The following is a 14,597-nucleotide window of genomic DNA, read 5'->3' as shown; positions in this document are numbered from 1 at the left end:
GGAAAGCATGGGCTCAGTTCCGGTAGCCGAAGAACACGTCCTCGAGGGACGGTTCGCGGACGTGGAGGTCGCGCAGGGTGTCGCCCAGGGTGGCCAGGCGGGTCAGGGCGGGCATCTTGGCGTCCCGGGCGAGGCGGATGTGGAGCACGCTGCCGGCTTCGTCTATGCCCTCGATGGCGAGGCCTTCCAGGGCCCGGGCGACCTGCTCGCGCAGGCCGGCGCCGCCGGCGATCTCCAGGGTCAGGGGCAGGTTCATGGCCTCGCGCAGGGCCTGGACGCTGCCGGTGGCGCGGATCTGGCCGCCTTCCATGATGGCCAGGCGATCCACCCGCTCCTGGATCTCGGCCAGGATGTGGGAGGTGAGGACCATGGTCACGCCTTCGCCCTTGAGCTCGCGCAGGATGCGGTAGAAGTCGCGGATGGCACCGGGGTCGAGGCCGGTGGTGGGCTCGTCGAGAAACAGCAGGCGCGGCTTGCCGAGCAGGGCCTGGGCAAAGCCGAGGCGCTGGCGCATGCCCTTGGAGTATTCCCGCACCCGCCGGCCGGCAGCCTGGGCCAGGCCGACCTTGTCGAGGAGGCCGGCACACTCGCGTCGGGGCACGGCCTTGAGGTCGGCGAAGAAATACAGGGTCTCCAGGCCGGTGAGGTTGTCGTAGAGCACGACGTTCTCGGGCAGGTAGCCGATCTTGCGCCGGGTCTCGCGAAAGCGCGGGCCGGTGATGGGCTCGCCATCGAGATGGATCGTGCCCGAGGTGAGGGGGATCAGGCCGAGCATCATCTTGAAGAGGGTGCTCTTGCCGGCGCCGTTGTGGCCGATCAGGCCGAAGAGTTCGCCCGGGGCGATGGACAGGTCGACACCTTTGACGGCCTGGATGCTGCCGAAATCCTTGGTCACCCCGCGGGCTTCAACGATAGTGCTTGCCAAGCCAGTTTCTCCAGTCGGAATGTTCGGGGCGCATGCGCGGCTTGGGGTCCACGATGCTGGGGGCGCGCAGCAGCGGAAACTGCTGCGCGATGAGGCGCAGGGTCTGGATGGCCGGGCTGGCGAGCAGCAGCTTGACCATGGGGTGGCGCCAGGACAGGCGGTCGACCATGTCGTTGGCCTCGTAGGGCACGTCGCCGTGGCCGTCGCCGTTGCGGTCCCAGCCCACGTAGTTGCTCCAGTGGTTGCCGCTTTCGACACCCCATTTTTCATCCTTGGAGGCGACGTACTTCACCTGTTCGCGGTTGGAGATGAAGTCGTTCTTCTCGACCACGTTGCGCACCGAGCCGGCCCACACGTGCATGCCCACCTGGTTGTCCACCACCAGGTTGCCGCGCAGGGTGTTGTATTCGGCGTCGTAGATGAAGAAGCCCCGGGCGTTGCCGGCGACGATGTTGTTCTCCACCACCGCGTCCTGGATGGTGCGCAGCATGATGCCGTGGTCGGAATTGCCCCAGGCCCGGTTGTTGCGCACCACCTGGTCGCGCACCTCCATCAGGGCCAGACCGCCCCGGTTGAAGTAGGTGTCGTTGTCCTCCCACAGATTGCGGTAGGAGTTCATGTAGTGGGTGCCGTAGCGGCTGTGGTGCATCCGGTTGCCGCGGAAGATCGCGTCGTGGGACACATCCACGTAGATGGCGTCGCGCACGAAGCTGATGTTGTTGCGCAGGATGCGGGCGCCGGTGGTGTTGTAGAGCTGGATGCCGTTGCCGCGCTGGGACGAGTCGAGGTCGCGCTTGCCGGTGATCAGGTTGTCCTCGATCACCACGTCCTTCGCCTTCTCGATCCACAGGCCGAAGAGGGTGTAGCTGAAGTCGCAGCGGGCCACCCGGGCCCGGTGGCTGCCCGGCTGGATGTAGATGCCCGCGTGCTGTTCGCCCAGGTCGGCGCCGGAGTCGGCAACGATGAAGCCTTCGATGCTCACGTCCTCGGCGGCCACCCGGATGGTGTCGCCCTTGCCGAGGCCGTCGATGGTGGGGCGGCCCTCGCCGATCAGGCGCAGAGGCTTGTCGATGTGCAGCTTGCCGGGGTAGTGGCCGCGGGCCACACGGAGGGTGTCGCCTGCAGTGGCGCGGTTGAGGGCAGCCTGGATGGACTCACCCGGCTTTACCTGCCATTCGGCGCCGGCGGCAACGCCTGCGTGCCCCACCAGCATGGCGGCCAGCGCCAGGGCGGCGAGGCGGTAGCGGGTCTGGCACGAGGAGGCGGGGGTTGGATGCATGGCGGAATGTGAGACTGACTGGGCGGCAGTGTGCGACGGAATGCCGCAGCGGGCCTTGATGCAGGTGAAGTCGCTGCGGTGATTGCAACATGATGCATCAAGGGGGGTGTCCTGGGGGCTGCAAGGGAGGAGAATGGCTCCATGGATGCAGTGGGACTGCAAAGGAGAAGACCATGAGCAACAAGCATCGGCATCTCCTGGAGTCAATCTTCAGGGAGCCCATCAGCAGCAACATCCAGTGGCGGGAGGTGGAGTCCCTGCTGCATCACCTGGATGCCCTCGTCGAGCCCGGCCATGGGGCGCGTTTCCGGGTGGTGCTGAACGGTCGGGAGTTCTTCCTCCATCACCCCCACCACGGCAACGAATTTGGCAAGCAGGACATCAAGCACCTGCGGGAATGCCTGGCCGCGGCAGGGGTGACGCCCTCGGCCTACACCGAGGCCGGGCGCTGAGGGCTGCCGAGGGGCGTTGCGCCCGGGGGGGCTCAGAGCTGCAGGATGCCGGCGCTCTTGAGGCCGATGAAGAGCGCTGCGCCGATGAGCAGGTTCTTGAAGCTCACGTAGCACAGCATGTCCATCACGCTGGCCCGGCGGTACAGGTGGCCCCACCAGGGGCCTTCCTTCACGTAGGGCTTGGCGTCCAGCCGGACCAGTACCTCGAACAGACTCCAGCCAAACCACCAGCCGATGATGGCGCCGGCTGACAGGTGGCCAAGCGCGGCCATCACCCACGCAACCGTGGCCGCCAGGGCCAGCGCAAATCCCGCTCCCTGGATGGCCTTGCGGGCAGGCTGGCCCTTGCCGGCCCAGGGCCACAGGTGGTCGCGGAGTTCGGCCAGGAACCAGCCGAGGCCGCTGGCCTGATCGTAGGGCGGATGGCGCAGTTCGTTCTTGTCGGCGATGGTCATGCGGCTGCTCCTTCTTTCTTCGTGTTCGCCGGTGCCGGGTGGATGGGAATGAAGTAGCCCTTGCCGTTGATCGGGGTGAGGGGCTGGCCGGCCTTGTCGCGGCGCTTGCGCTCCTGGGCCAGGGGCGGGCAGGCGTGGTCGTCGTAGTAGAGCACCATGCAGTCGAGGCACAGCATGCATTCGCGCTGGTCGATGTTGCCCTTGGTGTCGATGGCCAGCGATCCGCAGCCCTTGGCGCAGGCCTTGCAGCTGGTGCATTCGTCCTTCCGCTTGAGGCCGAACCAGCGGAAGGTGGTGGGCATGGCCAGGGCGGCGCCCAGGGGGCACAGGTATTTGCAGAAGGGCCGCTCGGTGAAGATGGACAGGCCCAGCAGGCCGCCGGCAAACAGGGTGTAGGGCCAGCTGCGGTTGAGCAGTCCGACCAGGAAGGTGGTCTTGAAGGGCTCGACCTCGGCCAGCTGTTCGGCCAGCCCCATGCTGAAGAAGGACACCGCCAGCAGGCCGAAGAACACCGCGTACTTCACCCACTTGAGCTTGTCGTGCAGCGCCTGGGGCAGGTGAAACTGGAAGCGCTTCAGGCCCAGCGCCTGGCCGATCTTGTAGAGCAGCTCGGAGAGGGAGCCAAAGGGGCACAGCCAGCCGCAGAACAGGCCACGACCCCACACGAACACGGTGACGATGATGAAGATCCAGAAGATGAAGATCAGCGGATCGGACAGGAAGAGCTCCCACTTCCACTGGAACAGCAGGCTGTGGAACCAGGTGAGCACCTGGGTGATGGACGGCTGGGCCATGGCGTAGAAGCCGACGAAGCCGATGCTGACCACCCAGCCGGTGTATTTGAAGGCATTCACCGGCCACTTGTTCTTGCGGTCGGCGCGACGCACCAGCTTGTCACGGCTGGCGTAGGCGGCGGCGATGACCAGGAGCAGGGCGGTGAAGGCGATGATCTCCACCACCTTGTCCTTCCAGACCTTCAGCCAGGTGGGGTCGGGCTTGACCACCACCGGGCGGCCGCCTTCCAGGTATTTGTCGGCGAGCCAGTATTCCTTGTCGAAGTTGGCGAAGGTCTTGGCGGCGGTTTCCTTGTCGATCTTGTTGCCGAGGAAGACCAGCTTCCACGGGTAGGCGGCCGAGAAGCTCTTGCCACGGATGATGAAGATCGCTGATTCGTTGAAGGCCGGGGCGCCAGCGGCGGCGATACCCCACAGGTTGACGTAGTCGAGGTCGCGGAAGGTGAAGCCGTCCTTGTCCTGGCGCACCTGGACCCGGTCGTAGAGGCCGCCGCGCACGAAGCCGGAGCCCTTGAAGGAGTCCATGCTGTTGTTGGCGATGATGAAGATGGCGTGCTCGCCTTCCTTGAGGCGGCCCATCAGCCCCTCGTAGCCGTCCTTGCCGAGTATTGCGCGGCCGATGGTGGGTTGGTTGAGGTAACCGAACCACAGATCCATGTAGGGGCGGCCGTCGTTCTTCAGGCCCACTTCTTCGGGTTTCACCGTGAGCCGCTGAACGCTGCCGTCTGCCACCAGGTCGGCCCAGGAGGGCGTGACGGTGGAGGTGGGGAACCTGGCCTGGGGACGGATGACGGGCTTGAGGATGCCGACCTGCTTGGCCACCTCGCTGCCGCTGGTCATCATCACCTGGTTCTGGGCGATGACGGTGACGGTGGCGCCGGTGATGGCGTCGAGGCCGATGAGGTTTTCCTCGGGCCGGGACTTGCCGATCTCGATGTTGTCGCCGACGAACTTGCCCAGGTACTGATCGTTGAACTTGATCAGGGCCGATTCGGGGATGCCCAGCAGCAGGATGGGTTCGGAGTGCTTGAGGATCTTCACCCCGGTGAACTTGCCGGCCGTGTCCATGCCGATCAGGGTGACCACCGGCTTGCCCGAGTAGGCCGGGATGTCGGTGATGTCGGTGGACAGCATGACGTAGCCGAGGAGCTTCTTCTGCCCGGCTTCATCCTTGTAGGCTTCCACGTACCAGGGCTGGCCCTTGCGCTCCGAGAAATCGGTGGCGCCCGGTATCACGTCCTTGCAGGGGGCGTAGTCGCACATCTTCGGCGACGTGGCCAGTTCGGGGGGCAGCTTGACTTCGTAGGTGTCGGCGAGGGCGCTGCCGAGGGGCAGCAGCCCGGCCATCAGCGTGACGAGCACGGTGCTGGCGCGACGGTGCAGGCTTTGAAGCAGGGGGGAAAACATCTTGGGCTCCGATGAATCAGCGTTTCAGCAAATTCTGATGGTGTGCGCCGGGCCTGTCCTTAAGCTGAGTCAAGCCGCAAAAAATGCAGGATGGCAGCCGACATCATTCACTGGGCGAGCAGGCTGGCAACCAGCTTTTCGGTGGTGACGAGGATCTGTTCGCTCATCTCCATGACCGCGGGGGCGGTCTTGAGCATGGCGGGGGCTGCGTCGAGTTTTCCGGCGGAGGCGTGGTAGGCCGGATAGGTCCGGGACAGCTCGGCGAGGGCCTGCTGGGCGTCGGCGGGGAGGTTTCCGGTTTTTTCGGCACGGCTCAGATTGGCGGGGAACTCGCCACGGGCGTAGATCAGCTCCACTTCGGGAGCATGGGGTGTCATCAGGCTGCTGGCCCGGTACAGATAGAAGAGGGCGATGCGCTGGGAGAGGGCGCGCAGGCGGTTGGGCAGGACCAGCCGGCGGGATGCTTCCGGGGCGTTGGCATTGAGGGCGATGGTCAGATGATGGGCGGCGCGCTCCAGGGCGTCGCTGCCGTCATAGAGGCTGCGCGCGCCCTCCGCGCTGGGCGGGGCGCTGAGCTGGGTGCGGACGCTGCCCCACACCCGGTCGAGCTCGGCGAGCTTGCCCCGTGCCGGCTCGTCCAGCTTGCGGGCGTGCAGGGTGGTGATGTTCTGGTCCATGCGCGCGATCGAATCCGCCAGGATGCGCCGGGAGGCGTCCGGTGTGATGCCCTGCTGCGCCATCAGATAGGCCTTGGTGGCTCGCAGGCTCAGGGTACGGCCCTGTTCGGCCAGCTCGGCGGTGGCTTCCTGGGGTGTTCCGGCCAGGGCAGGGCGGGGGGTGATCGCGCCCAGCGTGAGCAGGCTTGCGGCGAGGGCGGTGGCAAGGAGGGAGGAGGGGCGCATCCGGTGTCTCCAGGCGAGAGTGGGGTGATGTCTGGCCGCCAGAAAAAAATGGGGAGACGCAAGCGCCTCCCCCAAGTTCTTCATTTATCGCGGTTGTTGCAGGGTGCCGATTACTTCTCGACGATCATGCGGGTGCGCATTTCCAGGTGCAGCGCGTGGCAGAAGTGCGTGCAGTAGGCCCAGTACACACCCGGCTTGTCGGCCTTGAAGGTGACCGACTTGGTTTCCAGGGGATTCACGATGAAGTTGATGTTGTACTTCGGGATCGCGAAGCCGTGGGTCAAGTCCTCGACCTTGTCCAGGTTGGTGAGGATGAGGGTGACTTCGTCGCCCTTCTTGACGGTGAACTCGCGCAGGCTGAAGGCCGGAGCCTGGGACACCAGCTTGACGGTGACCTTGTTGCCATTGCGGAAGACGCCGGATTCCTTCGGGTCCTTGATGGCATTGGGGAAATCGTCCAGGTTGTAAACCTGACGGGTCTTGATGTGCTCGCGCTTGACGATGATGAAGTCGTGGGGCTCGGGGCGGACCGGGTGGTCGGCGATGAGCTTCATCTTTTCACCGGAGATGTCGATCAGCTGTTCGTTCTCGGGGTGCAGGGGGCCGACGGGCAGGAAGCGGTCCTTGGAGAACTTGCAGCCCACGCACAGCCACTTGCCGTCGGCTTCCACCGTTTCGGACTGGGAGGCGTTGAGGTGGCCCGGCTGGTACTGCACATCCAGGCGATCGACGATGTACTTGGCGTTCTTGTCACCGGCGTGGAACTTGATGGCGGCTTCCACGTTCCATTTCACGACCTGGGAATCCAGGAACAGGGTGGTGAAGGCGTTGCCACGGCCGTCGAAGGCGGTGTGCAGGGGGCCGAGGCCGAGTTCCACTTCCGCCACCACGGTGGCCTTGATGTCCTCGAGCTTGCCGTCGAAGTAGTCGAGCACCTTGGAGAGCTCGATGACGGTGGCGGTGGGGGACAGCTTGCCGGCGCAGATGAAGTACTTCTTGTCCGGGCTGGCATTGACGCCGTGGGGGTTCTTGGGAACCGGCACGTAGGCGGCCAGGGCGGTCTTCGGGTCCTTGTTGGACTCGCGGGTGCAGTCCACCACCGGAACCTTGCTGTCGCCGTAGGTCTTGAACTTGCCATCCTTCACGGCCTGCTCGATGCGGGCGATGTGGAAGAAGGCGCAGGCATCCTTTTCGGCGGACATCATGTCCTCGTACTTGGCGCCCATTTCGGTGTTGTACTGGTTGGTGGCGGCCAGCTTGCCATCGTAGGAGCTGGCGACCAGGTCGCAGTTGCCGTCGATCAGGGCCTGCCAGCGCACCACCATGGTCTCGGCGTCGAGGCAGGTGAACAGCGAGCGGTACTTGCTGATGTCGTTCAGATTGCTGCCGTCGTTGGGCAACGGAATGCTGAACTCGGAGCCGGCGAAAACGCGGGTGGTGTAGTTGATGGCTGCATCAACCGGGTCGGCCTTGTCGGGGAAGATGCCGTGGAAGCCCTGGACGTTGGGGATCTCGGTGATCTTGTCGCACTCGAAGGTGTCCAGGCGGACGCGGGCGACGCGACCGTTGATCTTGTCGTTGATCCAGGCGTACTTGCCGTCGTAGGTGCCGTTCTTGTACGAGGCGTGGGTGTGGTGGGTGTCGGCGACGGTGTAGCGCAGGCTGCCATCGGCCTTGGTGCCCATGATGGCCTTGGACTCGTTGGTGATGCCCCAGCCGACCAGCGGATCGGGGTTGAACACGGGCACGCGGGTGATTTCGCGGCCGGAGGGGATGCCCAGGATGCGCATGTCACCGGTGTGACCACCGGACCAGATGCCGTAGTACTCGTCGAGCTGGCCCGGGGCCGGATGGACGGAGCTGGCGTGACCGGCGGCGGCCGGGGCGGCAGCAGGGGCTGCACCTGCGGGGGCGGCAGCCGGGGCAGCGGCTTCCTGCTTGCAGGCGGAAAGGCCTACGGACAGGCCGGCACCGGTGAGGCCGGCGAGGGCTGCGGTGTTCAGGAACTTGCGGCGTCCCGGAACCATGTCTTGGTCGTCGTGCTTGATGTCTTGTGTGCTCATTGCGGGTCTCCGTGTGTCCCTAAGCCGAGGGCGAACAGGCCGCGCCGTGGGGCGGGCGTTACTGGATGGACGACGCAGGAGCGAGGTAGCCGGGGTGCGGCATTCTTTCCCTGCGACAATCCGTCGCAGCGCACTCTAGGTGTGGAGGCCCTGAAAAAAATTGATGCCGGGCAAGAATTGCCAAAGACGCCGGGAAAACATCGATTTTCCCGGATCTGTATTAGAAGATGCTGAAATATAAGGACAAATTCTGACCCGAGGGCAGGCTCCGGTGGCCCTGCCGGGGGCGCCGGAAGGCTGTTGCGCGTTCAGCTGCGGGCGTTGCTTCCTGCCTGCAGCAGGACCAGCAGGGCGCCATCTCCGCCGTCGTGGGGGCGGGCCTGGCAGAAGGCGAGGATGTCTTCCCGCTGGGCCAGCCAGCCCCGGGAAAGATGTTTGAGCACGGGCATGCGGCCCGGCGAGCCATGACCTTTGCCATGGATCACGCGCAGGCAGCGCCGCCCCTGCTGGAGGGACAGGGCGATGAAGTGGGCCAGGCTGGCGCGGGCCTCGTCGCGGGTGAGGCCGTGCAGGTCCAGCTCGCCCTGGACCACCCAGCGGCCCCGGCGCAGGTCGGTGAGTACCCGGCGGGGCAGGCCGGTGCGCAGGTAGGCGGCCTCGTCACCGGTGTCGAGGCGGTCTTCGAAGCTCAGCGGCGCCTCGATGGCTTCGCGCAGCACTTCCCGCTCGTCCTCCTCGCGCTGGCGCGGCCGGGGGGCGGGCACGGGGCGTTCCACGTCGGCCAGATTCTTGTCCTTCAGGGGGGCGACGGCGCCGGCCACCTGGCGGAAGAGTTCGGCGGGGTCGTGGGTGAGTTGCTCGTCGAGCAGGCTTGGCGGCGGCACCCAGTTGTCGACGGCACGCACCTGGGGGTTGGCCTGCTGGCGTTGCTGGCTCAGGTCCACCCGGTTGAAGTCCTTGATCGGGGCGACCTCACCGAGGGCCGCGCGGAACACGGCCATCGGGTCGTTTTCGTCGATGCGTGGCGCGCGGCGGGGGGCTTCGGGTTCGGCCTCGACGACGCGGGGGCGCGGGACGGGGGCCGGCCTGGGGCGGGCCAGATCGGCCTGGCCGCCACCGCGGATGGGCTGCACGGCGCCCACCTCCTGACGAAAGATTCCGGCTTCGTCCGCTTCGTCGGGCTGACTGGTCACCTCCGGTGCGCGACGTGGCTTGCCGGCGAGGGCCTTGACGACCGCCTTGCTGGGCACCTGTTTCCTGATCGCCTTGAGGGCGTCGAGTCCGGCGTTGTGCTTGTCCTTGCCCATGGCGTGCAAAAAAAGTCCGGAAAATGACAACGGACCGGGAGGCCCGGTCCGTCATGGGGTGATGCCAGGGTCAGCCGGCGAGGCCGAGGCTGTCGAGGTAGCGTTCGGCATCCAGTGCGGCCATGCAGCCGGTGCCGGCACTGGTGACGGCCTGACGGTAGATGTGGTCCTGCACGTCGCCGGCGGCAAACACGCCGGCAACGCTGGTGGCCGTGGCGTTGCCCTTGCGGCCGCCCTGGGTGACGATGTAGCCGCCCTCCATCTCCAGCTGGCCTTCGAAGATGTCGGTGTTGGGCTTGTGGCCGATGGCGATGAACACGCCCTTCAGGTCGATGTCCTTGGTGGCACCGGTCTTGGTGCTCTTGATGCGCATGCCGGTCACGCCGGTCTTGTCGCCCAGCACTTCATCCAGGGTGGAGTCCAGCTCCAGCACGATCTTGCCGGCGGCAACCTTCTCCATGACCTTGTCGATCAGGATGCGCTCGGCCTTGAATTTGTCACGGCGATGCACCAGGGTCACCTTGCTGGCGATGTTGGCCAGGTACAGGGCCTCTTCGACGGCGGTGTTGCCGCCACCGATCACGGAGACTTCCTGATTGCGGTAGAAGAAGCCGTCACAGGTGGCGCAGGCGGACACGCCCTTGCCCGAGAAGGCCTCCTCGGAGGGCAGGCCCAGGTACTGGGCGCTGGCGCCGGTGGCGATGATCAGCGCGTCGCAGGTGTATTCGCCTGCATCGCCCACCAGGCGGATCGGCTTTTCGGCCAGGTGGGTGGTGTGGATGTGGTCGAAGATCATTTCGGTGTTGAAGCGCAGCGCGTGCTTTTCAAAGCGCGCCATCAGCTCCGGGCCTTGCACACCGTCCGCATCGGCGGGCCAGTTGTCCACTTCGGTGGTGGTCATCAGCTGGCCGCCCTGGGCGATGCCGGTGATGAGCACGGGGTTCAGGTTGGCGCGGGCGGCGTAGACGGCCGCGCTGTAGCCGGCGGGGCCGGAACCGAGGATGAGCAGCTTGATGTGACGAGTGGCCATCTTGTTGGGTCTTTCAAGTGTCTGGAGCAAGGGAGACAGATTATAAGGCGCTCCGTTCCCCGGGGGCAGCCCGGCCCGGGAAAGGGGGGATTCCAGGGTGGATTCCGTTACCCGCGGCCGGGGCGGGATGTGCCCATGTCCTTAGATGCGCCTCAAGTTTGATTTATACTTTGCCGTTGTGTGTGCATGACGGCCAGTTTGTGCCGCCTGCCGATTAATCTGCATCCTGCTTAGGAGAGGCCTTATGACCGTTACCAGCTCCGTGTCCACGATTGCCCTGCGGACCTTCCCGATCTTCCAGGGCCTGGGCGATGACCGGCTGGCGGCCGTTGCACGTTGCGCGATGATGAGACGGGTGCCGCGGGGCTCCGCCGTGGTTCACGAGGGCGATCGCACCGACTTTGTCTATTTCGTGTTGACGGGCAATCTGAAGGTCATGGTCAGTGATGAGGATGGTCGTGAAGTCATCCTGACCATTCTCGGTCAGGGCGAGATGTTTGGCGAGATGGGTGTTCTTGATGACAGCCCCCGCTCCGCGTCGGTGGTGGCCGTGTCCCCGTCCGACCTGGTGACCATCGCCAAGACCGACTTCAAGCGTCTCATGCAGGAGAACTTCGAGCTTTCCTGGCACGTCATGTGCAACCTCACCCGCCGCCTGCGCGACGCCGACCGCAAGATCGAAAGCCTGGCGCTGATGGACGTTTACGGTCGCGTCGCCCGCCTGCTGCTCGAAATGTCGGAAGAGGTGGACGGCCTGAAGGTAGTGAAGAAGAAGATATCCAAGCAGGATATCGCCAAGATGATCGGCGCCTCCCGCGAGATGGTCAGCCGGGTCATGAAGGATCTGGGCCTGCGTGGCCTGATCGAGGAAACCGATGGCGGCGTGATCCTGCGCGAAAAGATCTACGATTTGTGAATGGTCCGGAAATCCTTCCTTACCCATTTGGAACCCGGGGAGGAAGGGCCGACCAGAGACCCTGGTTTATAATCGAAGCGCGGCCCCTTGCCGCGCTTTTGCATTTCAGGCTCCACCCGTATCCGGCACCACCCATCCATGCTCAATCGTCCTTCCACCCGACCGCTTCCCCTCCCCGAGAAAATCGCCAGTCTGCTGCAGGAAGCACGCTGGATGTTGCTGGGCGTGCTGGCCCTGTACGTGGCCATGGTCCTGTTCGGCTATTCCAAGGCCGATCCGGGCTGGTCCCACGCCGTGCAGGTGGAGCATGTGAGCAACCCGGGGGGGCGTTTCGGGGCCTGGTTGTCGGACCTGCTCTTTTATCTCTTCGGGCTGTCCGCCTGGTGGTGGGTGATCTTTCTCGGCCTCGGCCTGGCCGTCGGTTTCCGTCGTCTGCAACTGGTCTTTGGCGCCGACCGGCGCTCCTTCCTGGTGGTGGTCATCGGTTTTCTGGTGGTGCTGCTGGCAAGCAGTGGCCTGGAGGCCATGCGTTTCTATTCCCTCAAGGCCAGCCTGCCCATGGAGCCGGGCGGGGTGATCGGCATCGAGCTCGGCAATCTGGTGCTGCAATACCTGGGTTTCACGGGCGGAACGCTGCTGCTGCTGGCGCTGATCGCTGGCGGGCTCAGCCTTTTTTCCGGTGTCAGCTGGCTGGAGGCCTCCGAAGCCCTGGGCGCGGGGCTGGAGAAAGTCTGGCTGTTTGCTACCCAGGGGGTTCAGACCTGGGAAGACCGCCGCGTCGGCCGCGAGGTGGCCCAGAAGCGTGAAGCGGTGGTCGAGACCAAGCGCAAGAAGGAGGAGGTCGCGCCGCCCCCGCCGGTACGCATCGAGCCGGCCATTGTCGAGGTCGAGAAGTCCGTCCGGGTCGAGAAGGAGCGCCAGACGCCCCTGTTCACCGAGCTGCCCGGTGGCGCCTTGCCGCCTCTGGCCCTGCTCGACGAACCTGCCCATGACGTGGAGCCGCCGTCTGCCGAGGTGCTCGAATTCACCTCCCGTCTCATCGAACGCAAGCTGGCCGACTTCGGCGTCGAGGTGAAGGTGCTGGCGGCCTATCCGGGGCCGGTGATCACCCGCTTCGAGATCGAGCCGGCGGTGGGCGTGAAGGGCAGCCAGGTGATGAACCTGGTCAAGGATCTGGCCCGGGCCCTGTCGGTGGTGAGCATCCGCGTGGTGGAAACCGTGCCGGGCAAGACCTGCATGGCTCTGGAACTGCCCAATCCCAAGCGCCAGACGGTGCGCCTGTCCGAGATCCTCGGCTCCAAGGCCTACCACGACATGCATTCGCCCCTCACCGTGGCCCTGGGCAAGGACATCGGCGGTCAGCCCGTGGTGGCCGACATCGCCAAGACGCCCCACCTGCTGGTGGCCGGTACCACCGGCTCGGGCAAGTCGGTGGGCATCAACGCGATGATCCTGTCGCTGCTCTACAAGTCCGAACCCGAGGACGTGCGCCTGATCCTGGTTGACCCGAAGATGCTGGAGCTGTCCATCTACGAGGGCATCCCGCACCTGCTGGCGCCGGTGGTGACCGACATGAAGCACGCCGCCAACGCGCTCAACTGGTGCGTGGCCGAGATGGAGAAGCGCTACAAGCTGATGTCGGCCCTGGGGGTGCGTAACCTCGCCGGCTACAACAAGGCGGTGGCGGAGGCGGCCAAGGTCGGGTCGCCCCTCAAGAACCCGTTCTCCATCACCCCCGACAATCCCGAGCCCCTCGACAAGCTGCCCTACATCGTCGTCATCATCGACGAGCTGGCCGACCTGATGATGGTGGTCGGCAAGAAGATCGAGGAGCTGATCGCACGCCTGGCCCAGAAGGCCCGGGCGGCCGGCATCCACCTCATCCTGGCCACCCAGCGCCCCAGCGTGGACGTGATCACCGGCCTGATCAAGGCCAACATCCCGACCCGCATGGCCTTCCAGGTGTCCAGCAAGATCGACTCCCGCACCATCCTCGACCAGATGGGTGCCGAGGCGCTGCTGGGCATGGGCGACATGCTTTACCTGGCACCCGGCACCGGCCTGCCCATCCGTGTCCATGGTGCCTTCGTGGCCGACAATGAGGTGCATCGGGTGGTCGAACATCTCAAGGCGCTGGGCGAGCCCGACTACATCGACGGCATCCTTGCGCCGTCGGACGAGGAGGGCGGTGATCTGCTGGGCGGTGGCGAAGGTGGTGGTGAGGGCAGCGAGGCCGATCCCCTTTACGATCAGGCTGTGGAGATCGTCCTGAAGACCCGCCGGCCGTCGATTTCGTTGGTGCAGCGGCACCTGCGCATCGGTTATAACCGGGCTGCACGCCTTATTGAACAGATGGAACGCTCGGGCCTGATCTCGGCCATGGGCAGCAATGGCAACCGGGAGGTGGTGACACCGCCCCGCGAAGGAGAATGATGGTCCGTACCCGTACGCTGCGTGTCCTGGTGGCCTCGCTGCTGTTTGCAGCCGGCACCGCCCACGCCGATTCCCTGGCCCAGCTCAAGCAGTTCATGGATGGCACCCGTTCGGCGCGGGGCAGCTTCACGCAGCAGGTGTTCTCCAAGTCGGGGCGCAAGCCCCAGCAGGCCAGCGGCACCTTTGCCTTCTCGCGCCCGGGCAAGTTCCGCTGGACTTACGAGAAGCCCTATGCCCAGTTGCTGGTGGGGGACGGTAGCAAGCTGTGGGCCTGGGATCAGGAGCTCAACCAGGTCACCACCAAGAAGCTCGGCCAGGCCCTGGGCAGCACACCGGCGGCGATCCTGGCCGGCGACAATTCCCTCGAGAAGAACTTCACCCTCCAGGATGATGGCGCCGCTGACGGCATGGAATGGGTCGAGGCCAGGCCCAAGGCCGACGACAGCAGCTTCGAGCGCATCCGCATGGGCTTTTCCGGCGGCCAGCTGAAGGCCATGGTCCTCTACGACAACTTTGGTCAGACGACATCCCTGAACTTCCTGCAGATGGAGCGCAATCCGTCCCTGGATGCGGGGCTGTTCCGCTTCGTGCCGCCCAAGGGCGCCGACGTGGTCGGCGACTAGCCGACCCCGCT

At 65.3% G+C, this 14,597-nt stretch carries 12 protein-coding genes; 4 read left to right on the top strand and 8 right to left on the bottom strand.

The window, feature by feature from the left end:
- Positions 1 to 13 precede the first annotated feature (13 nt).
- Both L6Q67_RS19825 and L6Q67_RS19820 read right to left on the bottom strand, forming a co-directional pair.
- On the bottom strand, positions 14 to 925 hold the full coding sequence (locus L6Q67_RS19825) for an ABC transporter ATP-binding protein (protein WP_296573698.1): 912 nt from the start codon (positions 923 to 925) through the stop codon (positions 14 to 16).
- Positions 906 to 2,138, bottom strand: a complete 1,233-nt coding sequence (locus tag L6Q67_RS19820) for a nitrous oxide reductase family maturation protein NosD (RefSeq protein ID WP_296573780.1) — start codon at positions 2,136 to 2,138, stop codon at positions 906 to 908. The genes L6Q67_RS19825 and L6Q67_RS19820 overlap by 20 nt, the downstream gene beginning before the upstream one ends.
- A 239-nt stretch (positions 2,139 to 2,377) precedes the next feature.
- On the opposite strand from L6Q67_RS19820, the gene L6Q67_RS19815 reads away from it, so the two are divergent.
- Entirely contained in the window at positions 2,378 to 2,656 is a 279-nt protein-coding gene (locus tag L6Q67_RS19815; protein WP_296573695.1) for a type II toxin-antitoxin system HicA family toxin, read from the top strand.
- A 32-nt stretch (positions 2,657 to 2,688) separates the two neighbouring features.
- On the opposite strand, the gene L6Q67_RS19810 is transcribed toward L6Q67_RS19815, so the two are convergent.
- The 6 genes from L6Q67_RS19810 to trxB form a co-directional block, all read right to left on the bottom strand.
- Positions 2,689 to 3,111 (bottom strand): transcription regulator, encoded by a 423-nt coding sequence (locus tag L6Q67_RS19810; RefSeq protein WP_296573693.1) that lies wholly within the window; start codon positions 3,109 to 3,111, stop codon positions 2,689 to 2,691.
- Entirely contained in the window at positions 3,108 to 5,252 is a 2,145-nt protein-coding gene (locus tag L6Q67_RS19805) for a 4Fe-4S binding protein (protein WP_296573777.1), read from the bottom strand. Before L6Q67_RS19805 ends, L6Q67_RS19810 begins: the two co-directional genes overlap by 4 nt.
- Before the next feature lie 167 nt (positions 5,253 to 5,419).
- Positions 5,420 to 6,214, bottom strand: a complete 795-nt coding sequence (locus L6Q67_RS19800; RefSeq protein WP_296573690.1) for a hypothetical protein — start codon at positions 6,212 to 6,214, stop codon at positions 5,420 to 5,422.
- Between the two features lie 110 nt (positions 6,215 to 6,324).
- Complete coding sequence (gene nosZ, locus L6Q67_RS19795; protein WP_296573687.1) at positions 6,325 to 8,277, bottom strand: TAT-dependent nitrous-oxide reductase; 1,953 nt, start codon at positions 8,275 to 8,277, stop codon at positions 6,325 to 6,327.
- Positions 8,278 to 8,585: 308 nt separating this feature from the next.
- On the bottom strand, positions 8,586 to 9,584 hold the full coding sequence (locus tag L6Q67_RS19790; protein ID WP_296573683.1) for a Smr/MutS family protein: 999 nt from the start codon (positions 9,582 to 9,584) through the stop codon (positions 8,586 to 8,588).
- 70 nt (positions 9,585 to 9,654) lie between these two features.
- Positions 9,655 to 10,614 carry a thioredoxin-disulfide reductase gene (trxB, locus tag L6Q67_RS19785; RefSeq protein WP_296573680.1) on the bottom strand — a complete coding sequence of 320 codons (960 nt, stop codon included), beginning with the start codon at positions 10,612 to 10,614 and terminating at the stop codon, positions 9,655 to 9,657.
- Between the two features lie 244 nt (positions 10,615 to 10,858).
- On the opposite strand from trxB, the gene L6Q67_RS19780 reads away from it, so the two are divergent.
- The 3 genes from L6Q67_RS19780 to lolA all read left to right on the top strand — a co-directional run bounded on the left by L6Q67_RS19780 (position 10,859) and on the right by lolA (position 14,586).
- Complete coding sequence (locus L6Q67_RS19780) at positions 10,859 to 11,530, top strand: cyclic nucleotide-binding domain-containing protein (protein WP_296573677.1); 672 nt, start codon at positions 10,859 to 10,861, stop codon at positions 11,528 to 11,530.
- Positions 11,531 to 11,668: 138 nt separating this feature from the next.
- Positions 11,669 to 13,963: a DNA translocase FtsK gene (locus L6Q67_RS19775; protein ID WP_296573674.1), complete on the top strand. Its 2,295-nt coding sequence runs from the start codon at positions 11,669 to 11,671 to the stop codon at positions 13,961 to 13,963.
- On the top strand, positions 13,960 to 14,586 hold the full coding sequence (gene lolA / locus L6Q67_RS19770; RefSeq protein WP_296573670.1) for an outer membrane lipoprotein chaperone LolA: 627 nt from the start codon (positions 13,960 to 13,962) through the stop codon (positions 14,584 to 14,586). Before L6Q67_RS19775 ends, lolA begins: the two co-directional genes overlap by 4 nt.
- Positions 14,587 to 14,597: the final 11 nt, after the last annotated feature.

Origin of the sequence: Zoogloea sp. (genome assembly GCF_023150065.1) — a bacterium.
Taxonomy (GTDB): domain Bacteria; phylum Pseudomonadota; class Gammaproteobacteria; order Burkholderiales; family Rhodocyclaceae; genus Zoogloea.
This window is presented reverse-complemented; position numbering and strand designations above follow the sequence as displayed.